Source organism: Devosia subaequoris, assembly GCF_014197055.1.
Taxonomy (GTDB): Bacteria; Pseudomonadota; Alphaproteobacteria; order Rhizobiales; family Devosiaceae; genus Devosia; species Devosia subaequoris.
In genome coordinates, this window is the sequence record NZ_JACIEW010000002.1 from 206,925 (window position 1) to 224,477 (window position 17,553).

Genomic DNA, 17,553 nt, shown 5'->3' on the forward strand with positions numbered 1-17,553 from the left:
CGCCGCTGTCACCAGCGGCCCCGGCTCTTGCCTCAAAGGCGAGTAACATGCTCCACTTATCTCAGGAGACGCGACGAAGGAAGGGGCGCGTACCCAATGGCACTTCGGAGCGGCCAACGGGCTGGTAGAACAGCGCCATTTCCGGCAAGCGGTTTTCCTTGAGAGCCTCGCGGGTCGGCTCGTGGGTCACCACCAGCGCATTGAGGCCGCAGCGCCACATATGCGGAATCTGATCTTGCAGAACATCGCCTACAGCCCTGATTTCACCGGCATAATTCAGCCGCTCGACAAGAAGGCGAGCAGTGGAATAGCCGCGTCCATCGGAAAAGGCCGGAAAGCTAATGGCGATGGAAGCAAAGCGCGCGAGGTCCTCGGCCACCTCTTCAATTGCGTCGCCCGGCGAGACCTTGAGGCCCAGCGGATGCGGATTGGTCAAATAAGCGTCGCGATTGGCAAGGAATTCGGCCAGTGGGACGTGAAGATAGCGCGCTTCGGACGGATTGGTGCCCTCTGCCCAGTCCTTGAACGGATCGGCAATAAAGGCCCCGTCCTTCCATAGCGTGTGGCGTGTAGCGGCACTCATCGGGGAGGCAATAGCTCCATTAAAATCGTAGTGGATGCCGCACTCTTTCTTGTTGAGGCCACGCCACCGTCCGGCGCGCGGGTCCTCACCATCGGCAACCGCCGAAGTACAAGGCGCGCAGCCAATGGACTTGTAGCCTTTGGCATAGAGCGGATGCTCGGGCAAGCCGTGCGCCTGCCGATACTCGATGACATCGGCATCGGAGAAATAGGCCAGCGGATTGACCTTGATCCGGTCATCGCTGGTCAATTCAAAATGCGGCAACACTCCGCGCTCTGAGGTCTGGTAGCGCTTCCGGCCAGTGACCCAGCCACCATATTGCTCGGTAATAGGCTCCAGTGGCTCGGTCTTGCGAATATGGCAGCACGAATCCGGGTCGTTTTCCCATAGGTCGCCATTTGGATCGAAACGCTTCACATCATCCTGGTTTGGATGGATGGCGTGAACATTCAGCAGGCCGAGCTGCTTTTTGAGCGTCTCGACATAGTCCAGCGTCTCAGGGAAGTGTTTGCCGGTCTCGAGGAAATACACCGGCAGTGACGGATCGACCTGCGCCACCATATGCAGCAGCACCGCCGAATCCGCGCCAAACGACGACACAATCGCCATGTCGCCCGGCAGCACTTCGGTGATGGCGTAGCGCAGCACGCTGACCGCATCCATCTCATCGAACATGCCGTTGAGCGCCAGAATGCCGAGCGCCTTCAGCTTCTCATGTGCGGCCGGCGCCACTGCCGGTGCGAGATTAGACTGTGCCATACAGCGCCTCCTTGAACGGGGCCTCACCCAGTCGACGGTAGGCATCCAGGAACGGCTCATCCGCGCTGGTGCGGTTCGCGATGTAGAAATCCACCAGCTTCTCAATGGCATCAGGCACCTGCTCAGCCTGGAAGCCCGGCCCGATGATCTTGCCCACAGACGCGCCTTCCGTGGCATCGCCACCCAGCGTGATCTGATAGAGCTCGCCGCCCTTCTTTTCGACGCCCAGAATGCCGATATGGCCGACATGGTGGTGCCCGCAGGCATTGATGCAGCCGGAAATCTTGATCTTGAGATCGCCGATGTCCTTTTGCCGCTCAGGCGCGGCAAAGGTCTTGCTGATCTCCTGCGCAATCGGAATCGAGCGGGCGTTGGCCAGCGCACAGAAATCCAGGCCCGGGCAGCAGATCATGTCGGTGATCAGGTTGTTGTTGCCCTCGGCCAGGCCGTTGGCGACCAGCACATCGAACACGGCGCGCAGATCGGCCACCGCCACATGGGGCAGAACCAGGTTCTGCTCATGGGTCACCCGCAGTTCGTCGAACGAGTATCTCTCCGCCAGATCCGCAACCACATCGATCTGCGTATCGGTCGCATCGCCCGGCGCGCCACCAACCGGCTTGAGCGAAATAGTCACAGACGCGTAGCCCGGCACCCGGTGCGGATGAAGATTATTGTCGAGCCAGCGCCCATAGGCCGGATCGATAATCGACTCATAGGCCACGTCCACCTTGTCGCCCGAACGGTCGGCGAAGTCCGGCGGCGCAAAATAGGCAGTAATCCGGTCGAGCTCTTCCTGCGGCAGGGTCAATACCCCGCCGCGCACCTCGGCAAATTCGGCCTCGACCTGCCCCTTGATGCTTTCAAGGCCTTCTTCGTGCACCAGTATCTTGATGCGCGCCTTGTACTTGTTGTCGCGGCGTCCATAGCGGTTGTAAACGCGCATGATGGATTCAAGATAAGCCAACAAATGCTCATTGGGCACGAAGCTGTTGATCAGCTTGGCGACCATGGGCGTACGCCCCAGCCCGCCGCCTACCCAGACTTCCCAACCGATCTCGCCGGCTGCGTTCACTGCGGCCTGCAAACCGATGTCATGGAAACGGATGGCCGCCCGGTCGTTCGGCGAGCCGGTCATCGCAATCTTGAACTTGCGCGGCAGATAGGAGAATTCCGGATGCAGGCTCGACCACTGACGGATAATCTCGGCCACCGGACGCGGATCGATAATCTCGTCTGCGGCGGCACCGGCGAACTGGTCAGTGGTCACATTGCGAATGCAATTGCCGGAGGTCTGGATGGCGTGCATTTCCACGCTCGCCAGCTCTTCCAGGATCACCGGAATGTCCTTGAGCTTGGGCCAGTTGAACTGGATGTTCTGGCGCGTGGTGAAGTGCCCGTAGCCACGGTCATAAGTGCGCGCGATATGCGCCAGTTTCCGCATCTGCCTGGACGACAGCGTGCCATAGGGCACCGCAATGCGCAGCATATAGGCGTGGAGTTGCAGGTAGAGCCCGTTCATCAGCCGCAGGGGCCGGAACTGGTCCTCGGAAAGCTCGCCCGAAAGACGGCGCTTCACCTGGTCTGCAAACTGTGCTGTGCGACCCGCTACGAAAGCGGCGTCGAATTCGTCATATCGATACATGCCCGTCTTCACCTAAGTGCTGGCGATCATACGCCTGCCCATTGAGAGTCAGGGGAGCGGTGGGGCCCGCCGCCCTAATGCGTTCGCGCAGGCGCTTGGGCACGAGTTGGCCCTCTACCTGCTCAACCTCTTCAGCTTCAACGCTGATTACCCGACCGGTCGCCTTGGTCGCGACGATCGCGCTGTCGAGTTCTGCCTTATCCTCCTTGGAGAACAGGCGTGCTGCCTGCAAATCTTCGACCCAGTTGCCCTGCCCGTCCAGATAGACGGTCGCTCCCGAAATCAGTTCATTGCCCGTCAAGATGTCCATAGTCACGCTACCTTGAAACTGCTTGCGGCCGCATCGGCGGCGTTCGCCCAATCGCTTTCGGCCACTGCCCGGCCGACGAGGATGACTGCCGGTCCATCGACAAAATCCACCGCGCCTGCCGCCAACTGCCCCAGCGTTGCCGCATAGAGCGTTCTGTTCGCGCGGCCGGCATTGACCACAATGCCCACCGGCAGGTCCTGCGCCGCGCCGTACGACAACAACCGCCCGGCGACATCGGCGGCAATCGCCTTGCCCATATAGAGCGCCAAGGTGAGACCGGACTGCGACAAGGCCGCCCAGTGGGCCAGGTCACCGTCATCGGCACCATGCGCTGTCGCCATCACAAAACCGCTCGATACTTTGCGCAGTGTCACCGGCGTCGCGCTATCCGCGGCAGCAGCCAGGGCCGCGCTGACACCCGGCACGATTTGATAGGCAATGCCCGCCTTGCGCAGCGCCGCGATTTCCTCGCCCGCGCGTCCGAACACCATCGGATCGCCCGATTTGAGACGCGCGACGCGCTTACCTTCACCCGCGAGCCGCACGATCAGTGTATTGATCTGCGCCTGGCTGAAAGAATGATGCCCACGCGCCTTGCCAACACAGATCTGCTCGGCGTCGCGGCGGCCCATCTCAACCACAGCCGCCGGCACGAGCTGGTCATGCACGATCACGTCGGCCTGCTGCAGCAGGCGTTGCGCCCGCAAGGTCAGCAAGTCTTCCGACCCCGGACCAGCCCCGATCAGCCAGACCACACCCTGCCCCGCACCATTGGCGGCATGGTCGGCCAGCAGTTCTTCTGCGACCGTGATGTCCGCATCCGGTCGCGTCACCAGATCCTCATAGTAGCGCCGACGCGCAGCACCATCGTGAATCAGACTTTCAACCTTGCCCCGCAAACCACCGGCCAGACTCGCGATTTTCCCGATGCCAGGCGCCAGCAGCGCTTCAACCTGTGCCCGCACCAGCCGCGCCAAGACAGGCGCTTCGCCTTCGGTGGAAATCGCCACCGTCAGCGGCGCACGATCGACAATAGAGGGGGTATAGAAGTCGCAATTGGCGGGAACATCGACCTCATTCACTGGAATGCCGGCGGCTCGCGCCATGTTCAGCGCACGCGCTCCGGCCGGGCCGTGGTCGGCCACGAAAACTAAGGCGGTATTTGCAAGGTCGCCCACCTCAAGCGGGCGCGACACAAGGCGAACATCCAGCCCCGCGAAATCGGCGGTGAAGCGCTCGGCGAAGAGCACAACCTCGGCACTCGTCTTTGCCGCCAGCCGCGCCTTGGCCAGGGCTTCGCCGTCACCGCCAATGATGACGATGCGCTTTCCCCTGACGGCGAACGAGACTGGAAATGTGTTGAGCCGTGCCACGCGTGGCGTCTCCTGCTGCGACAAACCGGTTGAGCTGCTCATTCCGCGCGAGTCGCGACCAACATTTTCGCCACTCTGAAACTGAGCGGAAAATATGGGTATTCCGGGCCTCCAGCAAGCGCGCTCTGTCGCTTGGGTGATCTATTTCCGGCGGGCCCCGCGCCGCAAAACATACGCCATGGCGGCTTGACCAAAGTGCGAATAAAATTCCGTCATTCCGGATGCTCGAAAAACTGCCTCAAGCGAGACTGGCGCGCATCCCGCTTGTCATTCGGCTGACATCTGCATGTCATTGGGGCTTGAAACTCACCACTTAAGGCAGGGTCCGTCTTTCCACTCAAAGAGGATGCCTGTCGCGATGACCTCCCTCCGGCGCGCGCTGATAATGGCTGGCCTTATGGCTGGCTCCGCCCTGTCTGCTCCACTCCCCGCCCTTGCTCAGGCGACTGAATCCAACCTGCGGCTACTGTCCGACCCGTTCCTGCAATTGCCTACGGAAAATGGCGTACATGTCGTCTGGTTTACCGAGTTCGCCGGCAGCCAACATGAGGTGATCGTAAACGATCAGACTTTCACCGCCCAATCTTCCAAGATGACCCGGCTGGCCGAAGACCAGCAGTCCTGGGTCGGCGATCAGCAGGGAGATGGATCGCTCTTTTCGGCGCCCACCGCGCGTGACGTCTGGCGGCATGAGATGGCTTGGCTGCCGGTGAGCGGCTGCAATATTTCGTCCGCTCGATCAATGACGGCGGCGAAGCTGTCGAAAGTGACACCTTCTCGCTTGCCGCGCTGCCAGCCCAGGAACAGCCACTGCGCATCTTGCTGACCTCGGACCATCAGCTCAAGCCGATGACCCCCGCCAATATGCAGAAGATTGCCGAAACCGTCGGCGCGCTCGACGCCGTGTTCTTTTCAGGTGACCTGCAGAATATTCCCGACCGCGCTTCGGAATGGTTCGACGACAATCGTGGTTCCGCCTTCTTCCCCGGGCTTCAGGGCAACGCCGATTACGATCTTGCCCAGTCGCGGCAGCAGGGCGACAGCACCTACGACACCACCACGACCTATCGTGGCGGCGCGCTGATCCAGAATGCGCCTCTCTTTCCGGTGATCGGCAACCACGAAGTCATGGGTCGCTACAATCCGGGCAAGTCGCTTGGCAGCCAGTTCAACGATCCGCGACCGCGCGCCGTCGCCGAAGCGCTCTACGAAGCCAACGCCGATCTCTACAATCCGTCCGGCGACCCCGAAATCCGCGCCCAGTGGATAGAGGACAACTCGTTCAACACCACCACTTACGAGGAGATCTTCACCCTCCCCCGAAGACGGCCCTGCCGGTGAGCGGTACTACGCCTTGCGCTTCGGCGACGTCTTTCTGATCGGCCTTCATGGCACACGCATCTGGCGTTCGCCTTCGCAGGCCGAGGGTACACGCGGGAAATACCGTGAGGCAGCGACCGATCTGAACACACCCGACATTTGGGGCTGGGGCGAGTTCATCTTCGAGGACATGGCCGCCGGCAGCGAACAGCACGATTGGCTGATTTCGGTGCTCGAAAGCGACGCGTTCAAGTCCGCACCGGTCAAGGTCGCCTTGATGCATCATCCGGCCCACGGCATGGGCGACAATTCCGTGCCCGCCTTCGCCCACCCCGAGCAAATCCTCGACTATGACGATGACGGGCGCCTCGTGGGCATTCGCTACGACTATCCGTTGGAAAAGGACATCTTCGTCAACGACGTTGAACCGCTGCTATCCGAGGCGGGCGTGCAACTCGTCCATACAGGTCACAGCCACGTCTGGTATCGTTTCGTGAATCCTGAAGGGATGAACATTCTCGAAACGTCCAATGTCGGCAACAACTACGGGTGCTACATCGAGGGACACAAGGCGCGCGGCAATGGCGCCTCCGGTTTCGACTATGACAGCGCCGATTATGCGGTGACCGGCGACCCGCATGGCTATCAGCCTGTCATGCCCACCGAGTTCTCGCCCATGAGCAATGCCGACGGCCAGCCGCTGCCCTGCGTCGCCAGCAACGAGATGACGGCCTTCTCGATCCTGGAGACGGGCCCCCAGGGCGCAAGCGTCAACCCTTATGTATTTGACGCCACTATCCCTGACAGCGAAGTGCGGATGTTTGACCGCTTCGCCCTCAACTAGAAAGCTAGCCGGGCCCGCTGCATGATGAGCGGGCCCGGCTTGACCGAAGCTTGATGATCAGCCCTGACGGCTTGGCACCTGTACCACCAGCCCGTCGATCTCGTCCCGCACCTTGATCTGGCAGCTCAGGCGACTGTTGTCCCGCACATCGAAGGCGAAATCGAGCATATCTTCTTCCATGTGAGACGGACCGCCAACCACTTCGCGCCAGGCCTCGTCGACATAGACGTGGCAGGTGGCGCAGGTGCAAGCTCCGCCGCACTCCGCAACAATACCCGGCACCGTATTGATGATCGCGGTTTCCATGACGGTCGAACCGTTTTCCCCCTCGGTTTCAATGCGTTCGCCGTCGTTGGTGATGTAGGTAATCTTGGTCATGGGATGCCTGTGGGACGTCGGGTTAAAGGCCGAGAAGGCCCTCAAGGTAATGTTTGTCGATACCGAACATAGCCTTGACCGCCGTGATCCGGTCAAGCACCGACTGGCGGGAAGCTGCCTTGCCTTTTTGTGCAACGATCAGATTGTTCTTGGGCGTATGGGCGTCAGAGACAAACTCGAACACCCTGGTGCGATAGCCGTGCGCCTCCAGCAGCAGCGCGCGTAGCCCATCCGTCACCATCTCCGCCTGCTTTTCCATGAAGGTGCCGTGGCGCAACAGGAAATCGAGCCGATCATCGGCGGTGCCCGCACTCATTTCGCGCCGAATCTGTTTGTGACAACAGGGGGCCACGGCAATCAGCCCTGCCCCCGCCTCGATACCGCGAAAAATCGCGTCGTCGGTCGCCGTATCGCACGCATGCAGCGCAATCACCGCATCGGCGTTGCTGGCGTCAAAATCAAGGATTGACCCGGTCTCGAACCGCAACCCGGCAAAGCCGCTCTTCTGCGCCAGTGCATTGCCGGATGCCACCAGGGCCGGCCGCAACTCGACACCGATGATCTGCGCGTTTCGCCCCTGCGCCTGGAGATGGTCATAAAGCGCGAAGTCCAAATAACCCTTGCCCGCGCCCATATCGAGGATGGTCGGTTTCTCTGCCTTAAGCCCCTGAATCAGAGGCGCAAAGATCTCCACCATCTTGTTGATCTGGCGGAACTTGTCCTGTGCGTCATTGCGCACCTGCCCGTCCTTGCCAGTGATGCCGAGCGCATGCAGCCACACCGCAGAAATATCCGAAAGCGGTCGGTTCTTGGCCCGGTCATGGCTACCCTCGGGAGCGGCACGACCATCCGCCTCCGTTCGCTTCAGCCGCTGCTTGTCACCCTGCCGCTCAAACTGCAGATCAAAGCCAGTCGTTTCCAACCGGGCAGAGCGCCATGCATTTGCCAGCCCGTACTCGCAAAAGCCCGCGGCTTCATCCAGCGTCAAATTCTTGGTGATGTCGCGCGTCTTATAGCGGAAAACAAAGCTCAACCGCTCGCCGGCCTTGATCGAGACCTTGCGCGCCTCGACCGATTTCAGCTCGGCTTCATCGCCGTGATAGCCACCGCATTTCAAGCGGATCAGCGAACCGTCGGCAAAGGCATCGCGAAGCGCGGAAACAAACTCGGCAATGCGATCTGGCGGGTTCAATGCCGTTCCTTGGTGGTGAGGAACTCGATCTTGGGCCAATCCTGCTTGGCCCGATCCGCCCACCAGGCGTTCTGCGCCAGGAATACTGGCGCACCATTGCGATCTTCCACCATGTTGGTCTTTTGGGCCGCGATGAAGCGCTTGAGCTCCTCACCATCTTCAGACTCGACCCAGCGCGCCACTTCAAAGCCCAGGCTCTCAAAGGTGATCGGCACCCCATATTCCTTGGCCACGCGCGCCGATAGTACCTCGAGCTGCAACTGGCCGACGACGCCCACAATCCAGTCGGCGCCCATCATCCGACGGAAGACCTGGGTAACCCCCTCTTCTGCCAGATCGTTCAACGCCTTGGACATCTGCTTGGTCTTCATCGCATCGGTCAGGCGGACGCGGCGAATGATCTCGGGCGCGAAATTCGGGATGCCGGTGACATTGATATTGGCCCCCTCGGTCAGCGTATCGCCCACCGACAGCGTGCCATGATTGGGAATGCCGACAATGTCGCCCGCAACGGCCTCTTCAGCCAGCTCCCGGTTGCTGCCAAAGAAGAACATCGGATTGGAAACGGCCATGTCCTTGCCCGAGCGGACATTCTTCAGGCGCATGCCGCGCGCGAACTTGCCCGAGCACAGTCGCACAAAGGCAATGCGGTCGCGGTGGTTGGCGTCCATATTTGCCTGAACCTTGAAAACGAAACCGCTCACTTTCTTGTCCGAGGGCGGAATCGGCGCGGGCAGAGCTGGCTGCGGTCTCGGCTCCGGCCCCCAATCACCCAGCGTGCGCAGCAATTCGGCAACTGACACACCCTTGAGTGCCGAGCCGAACAGCACCGGGCTCAGATGTCCCTCGTGAAAGGTCTTGAGCTCGAAACCCGGCAGCATCGCCTGCGCCATTTCCAGTGTTTCCAGCGCATTCGTGAACACTGGATTGTCGATCAGTTCCTCGACATCGAGCAGATCTTCGAGTGCCCCGTATTCGGCCAGGATCTTGCCCTGCGGATTGAGCACACGCTTCTCGACGAGATCGATATAGCCGCCGAAATCCACGCCCTGCCCGATTGGCCACAACACCGGGGTCAGGTCGAGCGCCAGCTTGCCCTGGATTTCGTCGATCAGCTCGAGCGGGCTGAGGCCCTCGCGGTCGACCTTGTTGATGAAGGTGATGATCGGGATGTCGCGCAGCCGGCACACTTCGAACAGCTTCAGCGTCTGGCTTTCAATGCCCTTGGCCGCATCGATCACCATGATCGCCGCATCGACCGCGGTCAGCGTGCGATAGGTGTCCTCGGAAAAGTCCGAGTGGCCCGGCGTATCGAGCAGGTTCAGCGTCAGCCCGTCATATTCAAACGTCATCACCGACGAGGTGATGGAGATGCCGCGCTGCTGCTCCATTTCCATCCAGTCAGAACGGGTCGAACGCGCCCCGGCCTTGCCGCGCACCATGCCGGCCGACTGAATCGCCCCGGCCGCCGCCAGCAGGCGCTCGGTCAGCGTGGTCTTGCCCGCGTCCGGGTGCGAAATGATCGCAAAGGTCCGGCGGGTCTGGAACGGTTCGAGATCGGTTCGAGGCGTGGCCTCGACGGCAAGGGACTGTGTCGACATGGGAACTTTTGGGCATGGGGTGCCGGAAAACCGGCACGCGCGTCACTTTGGCCTGCTCTATAGAGAATGGCCGTTGCCCGGTCAAATGACGGGACCGGGAGGCCGCTGCGTCAACCAAGCTAGCAGATGGCCACCGGCTCTGGCGTTGCCCCCGGACCTGGAGCGCCCGCTAGGCCAGGTGCATGGCGAGGCACATCGTTGTTCGCTGCCCATTAAGCCGGTATTAAGCATAATCGCCGACCATAAGTTTTCGACGCAGGAGGTATTTATGCGCACACTCATGGTGGCTTCAGCCGCATTGCTATTGGCATCGCCAGCGCTCGCTGCGGATAAATTCCTTCCTTACCAACCCGAGCCCTATTACCCCATGTCAACTGGCGGCTGGGGCGGCCAGTATCTCGGCGCCACGCTTGGCGGGCAACGCACGCGTATCGACGTCCCCAGCGAAGGGACCTTCGAAGACAATGGCTTCATCGGCGGGCTGTTCGCCGGCTACAATGTCCATCAGGAAAATCTGGTCTATGGCGCCGAAGCGGATGCTGAATGGTCAAATTATGATCAGTCGGTCGCCTGCGGCACGCGCGCTGCCTGGACTTGCCGGGGCTATGTGAATTTCCAGGGCTCACTGCGCGCCCGGCTTGGTGTCGCAACCGACAGTTTCCTTCTTTACGGCACCGCCGGACTTGCCGTTGCCCATGCCGGCGGTTTGACCACCAGCCCGGCCAACGTCAGCTACCACGACTCGTCTTTCCGCTTCGGCTGGACCGTCGGAGCCGGTGCAGAGCTCGCCTTCAATGAAAATTGGTTCGGTCGCGCGGAATACCGCTACACCGATCTGGGGGTGCGCGACATAACCTTCGACATCGTTCATTCGAACGTCAAAGTCACCTCACACGCCCTGCGCGCTGGTATCGGCTACCGCTTCTGAAAAAGTTCGAGGGAGTGCGCACCCTCTTCTGCCCTGATGGTTGAGATCAGTCGTCTGTACTATTGGCTAGCATCTGCGCGATGAAGTCGCGCACCTCTTCCACCGCCATGCCCAGATCATCAATCTGCTCGGCGCGAAGGGGGCGACCACCCTTGAGGTCTTTCTCTAGTTGCAGCGCCAGGTCGGCAACGCACCGGGCGCCGACGCCTGCGGACGCTCCTTTTATGGAATGCAGGTTGATGGCGAGATCGTCATAGGCCGAAGCGAGCTTGAGGCGTTCGAAATAAGTAGCCAGCGTTGTATCGAACAGCCGCAGCACTTCGAGTTCGAGATTTTCATCGCCCAGGCACTGCTTGGCCAGATGCACCAGATCGACGGGTCGGACCGGTCGATGCTGGGACTGAGGAAGCGTTTCCGCGACAATCGCTCTTTGCGCCATTCTGGCTACTCCTGACTACACCGGAAGGCGCCGCAGCCCCTGCCTTGTGCACAAGCCTAAAGCGCAGGGCGTGAACAGGGGCTTAAGCCACATCTTCGCCTTTGTTTGATCCTCAAGTCCTTAACGTTTCCCACCCAAAAATTAACCTTTGGGTAAGAAACCGTTCGGTTTGCATAAAATTGAATGTATGAATGAGCTTGAACCAGCGCGCGGCGGCGAGGGTTTGTGGGGACGATGCGGGGCATTTGCATCGAATTGTTCCGGTTTGGCGACCGGCCCGGAAAGGGGCAGTGTGCCATGACGACTCCTATTGTCCGCCGTGATGCTGTTGTGCCGACGCGAGAGTTGTAAAGAGTATGGCGAAAAATCCGACCCCCCAGAACGATCCGGCCGCGCTGGCCTTCTCGGCCGTCGAAGATGCCCTCAAGGACTCCGTGTTCAATCTGGACCCACCGGCCCAGCCCAGTCAGGAAAAGAAGGCCGACAAGAAGCCTGATCCGGCGCGTTCCGAGCGCCTGCGCGCCGCCGACCGCATTGCCCAGCAGGCCGGCACCGTGGCCAATGACGACCGCGTCTCAGCTTCCAAGCTTCTCTACAGCCTGCAAAGCCGTTCATCGGCCGCACCGACCTGGCTGGCTCTTTTGCTCTCGTTGATCTGGATCGCCGCTGTCGCGACAGTGGCCTGGATGCGTTTTGGCGCACAGATGCTCGATTTCGGCACTTTTGCCGGCACGATAGAATTTGTCGCCACCCTGGCCATCATGGTCGTGCCCGTTCTCGGCTTCTTTGCCGTGGCGACCCTGATGCGTCGCGCGGCCGACTTGCGCAACGCCGCATCCTCCATCACCCAGGCCGCCATTCGGCTGGCTGAACCCGAGGTGACGGCTGCTGACAAGGTGGCGTCTGTCGGTCAGGCCGTCCGTCGCGAGGTCAACGCACTCGGCGATGGCCTTGAGCGCGCCCTGTCGCGTGCCGGCGAACTTGAAGTGATGATCCACAACGAGGTCACTGCGCTCGAACGCACCTATTCGGACAATGAATCGCGCATGCGCGCGCTGATCGCCGAACTGGCCAGCCAGCGCGAAAGCGTTTTGACCAATACCGAGCGTGTGCGCGAGGCCATCACCGAAAGCCACACCGGTCTCGTCTTCGACCTCGACATGATCAGCCAGCGCATTGCCGGCACCATTGTGGAAAGCGGCGGCAATCTTACCCGTGCTCTCGAAACCGCCGGCAACACGCTGACGACAGGCTTCTCTGAACGCGCCGACGGCTTCGTTGCCTTGGTCGACAACCGCACCTCGGATTTCCTCGGCGCCCTGGACGACAGCACCGGCCGGCTTTCGCTCGGCTTTGAAGACAATGCCGCCGCCATCGGTAAGTCGCTGGACGAACGCGCTGCCGAAATCAATGCCGGCATCGAAAGCCGCATCAGCAAGCTCAGCCAGGCGCTTGATCACCATGTCGACAGCATTGCGCTGGCCATGGATTCGCGCACCCAGCAGCTCGAAGAACGCACCGAGACGCTAACGGGCACTTTCGAGGACCGGACCCGTACCATTGCCGGCCTGATCGAGTCGGGCACCGGCAACTTGTCGACGGCCCTCGATGAACGCACCGCTGCACTCTCCAATCTCCTGACCGATGGCGGCACGTCGCTGCTCGATCAGCTCCGCACCCGCGGCGAGGAAGTCAGCGAGGCCCTCGCCTCAATCGGCGCCCGCGTCTCCGGCGATATCAGCGGCCGCGCCACCGAGGCCGAACTGCTGCTGGCAACCCTGACCCGACAGCTCGATGAATCTGTGTCGATCCAGCTCAACGCGCTCGACAGCCGCCTGCAATCAGCCATCATCGAGATCAATGGCGCGCTGGACGACACCTCGGAGCGCGCGCGCGAAACGCTATCCACCGCCGGTCAGGATTCGCTCAGCCTGTTCGACACCCGCCTGACCGAAATCACCGGCCTGCTCGACGAAAAACTCCGCGCCCTCGACAATGTCATTGGCGACAAGGGCGAAAATCTGGTGCAGCGCCTCGACCAGCAGGGCGTCAATTTTGCCGCCCGCGCCAATGTGCTGGAGATGGCGCTCAACGAGGAATCGGGCCGATTCAACGACATCGTTTCGGATCGCACCCGCGAAATGAGCGACGTGATCGGCGCCAAAACCAAGGCCATCACGGAAGCTCTGAACAACCGTAGCCAGGAGATTTCCGATAGCCTGGACGGCCACGCCGATATGCTCACCGAAGCGCTCGACAGCCGCACTGGCAAGCTCGACGAAATGCTCGCCAGCCGCACCATTGAAGTCAGCGAGGCCATTCTCGCCCGCACCGGCGAACTGGAACAGACCCTGGCTGGCCGCGGCGCCGAGGTAAACGAGGCTATCCGCATGCGCTCCCAGGAGCTGGGCGAGACCCTCGCTACCGGGACACAGGCCTTCGACAGGGCCATTGCAGGCCGCACGCAGCGCATGGCCGACACGCTCACGGGCCAGACCGAGCGCCTTGAGCAGACCCTGAACCAGACAACAGAAACACTGAGCGAAACCATCTCCGAGCGTACCAATGCGCTCTCGCTCGAACTGGAAACCCGCACCGGCGACTTCGCAAGCCAGATCGACGAACGCACTGGCACCCTGGTGTCCCGTCTGGACGAACGCACCGGCTCGCTCGCCGCGCAGCTCGACCAAAGCACGGCCACGCTAGCTTCCGAATTCGACCAGCGCGCCAGCACCCTGGTCTCTGGGCTCGACCAGCGCACCTCCGCGCTCACCACCGAACTCGAGCAACGCACGGCCGCACTCAATTCGGGCCTCGACCAACGCACTTACGCGCTCACCACTGAATTTGATCAACGCGCCGACACCCTGGTTTCCGAACTCGACCAACGCACGTCCGCATTCAATTCGGGCCTCGCCCAGCGCACTTACACGCTCACCACTGAACTTGATCAGCGCGCCGACACGCTGGTTTCCGGCCTCGATCAGCGCACCGCCACGCTCACCACCGAGCTCGACCAGCGCACGGCGGCGTTCAATTCGGGCCTTGATGAACGCACCGGCACCTTCACCGCGCAGCTCGATGAACGTGCCGATGGCCTCATCTCGCGCCTCGACGAACGCACCCAGGACATGGCTGGTGCGGTCAACACCCGCACCCAGCAGCTCTCCGACGCGCTCAACGCCCGCACCCAGGCGCTTTCCGATACGCTCTCGACCCATACTGCCTCGATTGGCGAAACCATCAGCCTGCACACCGCCGAACTTGCTGAAACGCTCGATCAGCACGGCGCCAAGGCCCGCGACAGCATCGACGGCTCGCTGCGTCAGGTAACCCAGACCATGGAAACCCGGCTCGACGACATGTCGGTGCGCGTGGCCGGCAAGGTCGCGGAAGTCAACGACACCCTCGGGGTCGGCCTCGACAACGCCATTGCCCGCATCTCCGATGCAGAAGCCGGTGTTGCCGCGCGCATTGAAAGCGCCAGCGAGACCGTGGGCGAAAGTGCCCGCCGGGCCGCCGAACTCATCGAAACCGGCGTCACCTCGGCCCGCCAGGCGGTCATCGAGATGGTCGACCAGCGCCTGGGCACCCTGCCCGAGGCAATCACCGCCCGCGCCGATATCACGGCCGAGCGTCTGGCTTCGCTCAACGCCTCGATCAGCACCTCGATCACCCAGTCCATGGCCGATCTTGAAGCCGGCGCCGACCGCATCGAGGAAACCATCGCTACCCGCATCACCGCGGCGACAAGCACTATCTCGGCCGATGTCGAGAATACGGCAAACCGCATGGACTCGGCGGTGCGCGGTGCGCTCGAACAGATCCGCATGGCCGCCAGCAATATCGATCAACTGGTATCGGTGAAGGCCGTAGATGCCGCCGACGCCATCGAAGGGCGCCTCACCACCATCAATCAGTCCGTCGAACAGCATACCAACGCCTTCGCCAACCTGGTCACCGAGAAGTCGGCGGAACTGGAAACGGCCCTGGCCAGCCACGGCAATCTGCTGCGCGATGCCTTGGGCGAAAATGCCCGCGAGGCCGAAGAGATCATGTCGGTCTCCACCTCGCGTATCCTGGGCGACGTTACCAACGCCCTCAACAAGCTCAACGACTCCAACCTGCTGCTGCAGCGCGTGCTGGACGCCTCCACCGCCAATCTGGCGAGCCTGGAAACCAGCGTCGCCCAGCAGACCGCGAACTACTCCAACACCATGCGCGAAGCCATGGGCCAGACCGAGCAGGCCGGCACCATGGTCACCCAGCATGTCGGCGCCCTGCAGGCCACTATTGCCGGCATGGTCGAGCAGTTCTCCTCCATCCTCGGCCGTCTCGACACCGAGGCCTCCGGCCTCACCCAGGCCGCCCAGACGCTCGATGCATCCAGCTCCAATGCGCTGGAAAATCTCGAGGATCGTCGCGGTGCCATGGATGCGCTGGCGCAGAGCTTTGCCGCCCGCGCCGACGACATCGACGGCCGCATGCGCCTGTTCGCCCAGTCCATAGCCGACACCGTCAACGACACCGAACGCCGCCTGATCGGCGCCCGCCGCGCCATGGACGAAGCCCTCAATGGCACCACCCATGCGGTCACCGAAGCCCTGAGCCAGACCACGGCCACCGTCACCCAGGCGCTCGAGCAGAATGCCAACAGCGTCAACGATGCGCTCTATGCCAATAATGAGCGCTTCTCGACCACGCTGCAGAGCAATGTTTCGGAGATGGACAACGCGGTGCAGCGCGCCGCCGAAGCCGCCGCCGCCGCGCTCAACCAGACCTCTCAGTCGGTGCGCATGGCCCTGTCCGAACAGTCCAGCCAGGTCAATTCGGCCCTCGAGGACAATGCCGGCCGCGTCAATTCCGTTCTCGAGGACAATGCGGGCCGCGTAAACTCGGCTTTGGACGAGAATGCCAGCCGCGTCAGCGACGTGCTGTCCTCCACCGCCGGCAGCGTCACCGACGTGCTCACCTCCACCACCAGCACCCTGGCCGACACCATCTCGGATTCGACCAGTTCCGTGCGCAACGCCATTGCGTCCAACACCGGTCAGCTGCGCCGCGCGCTGGACGAAACCGCGGGCGAAGTCACCGGCAAGCTGGGCGAATTCCACGAGGTTGCCGACAGCGAAGGCCGCCGCGCCAACCAGGCCCTGCAGGAAGCCCAGCAGCGCATGGCCACCGAAATGCAGCGCGCCATCGAGGAAGCCACCCAGCGCTTCGCCGAAACCGCTCGCGCCATGCGCGAAACGGCACGCGAAGTGGGTACCGAGCTCGAATCCACCCGCGCCGAACTGGCCCGTGGCGTCAACGAGCTGCCCGAGGAAACCCGTGCCAGCGCCGCTGCCATGCGTCGCGTCGTGGCCGAGCAGATCGAGGCCCTGTCCGAGCTCAACGCCATTGTGCGCAGCCAGCCGGCCAGCCACGACCTAACCGACCGCCGCGCGCCGCAGCGGGCCCCGCGTGCGCCCGAACCGCCGGCCTATCAGCCGCCGCCGCGCCAGCCCGAGCCACCGCGTGAGACCTATCGCGCCGAGGCCCCGCGCCAGACGCTGGTCGATCCGATCCGCCCGGCCGCCATTGTCGAACAGCCCGCACCGGCTCCAGCTCCGGCACCTGCCGCCCCCGCGCCGCAACAGGCGGCACCTGCTCCTGCGCAGGGACCCGCGCCTCGCCAGGCCACCGAAGCCGAAGGCGGTGGCTGGCTGCGCGACGTGCTGCGCAATGCCTCGGCCAAGCAGGCCGGTGGGTCCGCCCCGCAGGCTCTGTCCGGCCTCAGCGAAGAAATCGCCCGCGCCATCGACGATGCCGCCCTGGGCGAAGCCTGGGCCCGCTATCAGGCTGGCGAAAGCAATGTGTTCACCCGGCGCATCTACACGCTTACCGGCCAGGGCACCTATGACGAAGTGCGCAAGCGCATCCAGCGCGACGCCGACTTCGCCAAGACCGCCCAGGCCTATATGAGCGAGTTCGAACAGCTCCTCAAACGCGCCGCCGCCGGCCCCAACCCCGCCGCCGAAACCCGCGAATATCTGCTCTCGGACAAGGGCAAGGTCTACACCACCCTCGCCCATGCCAGCGGCCGCCTCGGCTGAGGCTGTTGAAAGCCAGGACAAGCAAAAGGCCCCGGAGCAATCCGGGGCCTTTGTCTTTTGCACAGTGCAGCGCTTCAAGAATCAGC

Annotated in this window: 13 protein-coding genes; 4 read left to right on the top strand and 9 right to left on the bottom strand. The window is 62.2% G+C overall.

Going from position 1 to position 17,553, the window contains the following annotated elements:
- Positions 1–61: 61 nt before the first annotated feature.
- From GGR20_RS05680 to GGR20_RS18445, 5 genes are all read right to left on the bottom strand, one after another.
- Complete coding sequence (locus GGR20_RS05680; RefSeq protein ID WP_183310277.1) at positions 62–1,342, bottom strand: phosphoadenylyl-sulfate reductase; 1,281 nt, start codon at positions 1,340–1,342, stop codon at positions 62–64.
- On the bottom strand, positions 1,329–2,987 hold the full coding sequence (locus GGR20_RS05685) for a nitrite/sulfite reductase (RefSeq protein WP_183310278.1): 1,659 nt from the start codon (positions 2,985–2,987) through the stop codon (positions 1,329–1,331). The genes GGR20_RS05680 and GGR20_RS05685 overlap by 14 nt, the downstream gene beginning before the upstream one ends.
- The gene (locus GGR20_RS05690; RefSeq protein ID WP_210283094.1) at positions 2,974–3,297 is read right to left on the bottom strand and encodes a DUF2849 domain-containing protein; all 324 of its coding nucleotides are present in this window, start codon (positions 3,295–3,297) and stop codon (positions 2,974–2,976) included. The genes GGR20_RS05685 and GGR20_RS05690 overlap by 14 nt, the downstream gene beginning before the upstream one ends.
- Positions 3,298–3,299: 2 nt before the next feature.
- The gene (cysG, locus tag GGR20_RS05695; protein WP_183310280.1) at positions 3,300–4,670 is read right to left on the bottom strand and encodes a siroheme synthase CysG; all 1,371 of its coding nucleotides are present in this window, start codon (positions 4,668–4,670) and stop codon (positions 3,300–3,302) included.
- A 463-nt stretch (positions 4,671–5,133) separates the two neighbouring features.
- Positions 5,134–5,361, bottom strand: a complete 228-nt coding sequence (locus GGR20_RS18445) for a hypothetical protein (protein ID WP_210283096.1) — start codon at positions 5,359–5,361, stop codon at positions 5,134–5,136.
- An 8-nt stretch (positions 5,362–5,369) separates the two neighbouring features.
- Between GGR20_RS18445 and GGR20_RS18450 the strand changes: the two genes are divergently transcribed.
- Both GGR20_RS18450 and GGR20_RS18455 read left to right on the top strand, forming a co-directional pair.
- Positions 5,370–6,011, top strand: coding sequence for a metallophosphoesterase (locus GGR20_RS18450; protein WP_210283097.1), 642 nt, complete (start codon positions 5,370–5,372; stop codon positions 6,009–6,011).
- A 13-nt stretch (positions 6,012–6,024) separates the two neighbouring features.
- Positions 6,025–6,834, top strand: coding sequence for a metallophosphoesterase (locus tag GGR20_RS18455; protein ID WP_210283098.1), 810 nt, complete (start codon positions 6,025–6,027; stop codon positions 6,832–6,834).
- 57 nt (positions 6,835–6,891) lie between these two features.
- On the opposite strand, the gene GGR20_RS05705 is transcribed toward GGR20_RS18455, so the two are convergent.
- The 3 genes from GGR20_RS05705 to GGR20_RS05715 are packed head-to-tail and all read right to left on the bottom strand — an operon-like array spanning position 6,892 to position 10,005.
- Positions 6,892–7,212 carry a 2Fe-2S iron-sulfur cluster-binding protein gene (locus tag GGR20_RS05705; RefSeq protein ID WP_183310281.1) on the bottom strand — a complete coding sequence of 107 codons (321 nt, stop codon included), beginning with the start codon at positions 7,210–7,212 and terminating at the stop codon, positions 6,892–6,894.
- A 22-nt stretch (positions 7,213–7,234) separates the two neighbouring features.
- Complete coding sequence (locus GGR20_RS05710) at positions 7,235–8,404, bottom strand: class I SAM-dependent methyltransferase (protein WP_183310282.1); 1,170 nt, start codon at positions 8,402–8,404, stop codon at positions 7,235–7,237.
- Positions 8,401–10,005 (bottom strand): peptide chain release factor 3, encoded by a 1,605-nt coding sequence (locus GGR20_RS05715; RefSeq protein ID WP_183310283.1) that lies wholly within the window; start codon positions 10,003–10,005, stop codon positions 8,401–8,403. The genes GGR20_RS05710 and GGR20_RS05715 overlap by 4 nt, the downstream gene beginning before the upstream one ends.
- Between GGR20_RS05715 and GGR20_RS05720 the strand changes: the two genes are divergently transcribed.
- Entirely contained in the window at positions 10,004–10,933 is a 930-nt protein-coding gene (locus GGR20_RS05720) for an outer membrane protein (RefSeq protein ID WP_183310284.1), read from the top strand. The two genes, GGR20_RS05715 and GGR20_RS05720, sit on opposite strands and share 2 nt — an antisense overlap.
- Positions 10,934–10,979: 46 nt before the next feature.
- Here GGR20_RS05720 and GGR20_RS05725 read toward each other — a convergent pair whose 3' ends face one another.
- Positions 10,980–11,372, bottom strand: coding sequence for an Hpt domain-containing protein (locus tag GGR20_RS05725; RefSeq protein ID WP_183310285.1), 393 nt, complete (start codon positions 11,370–11,372; stop codon positions 10,980–10,982).
- Positions 11,373–11,728: 356 nt separating this feature from the next.
- Between GGR20_RS05725 and GGR20_RS05730 the strand changes: the two genes are divergently transcribed.
- The gene (locus GGR20_RS05730) at positions 11,729–17,467 is read left to right on the top strand and encodes an apolipoprotein A-IV repeat region-like domain-containing protein (RefSeq protein ID WP_183310286.1); all 5,739 of its coding nucleotides are present in this window, start codon (positions 11,729–11,731) and stop codon (positions 17,465–17,467) included.
- Positions 17,468–17,553: the final 86 nt, after the last annotated feature.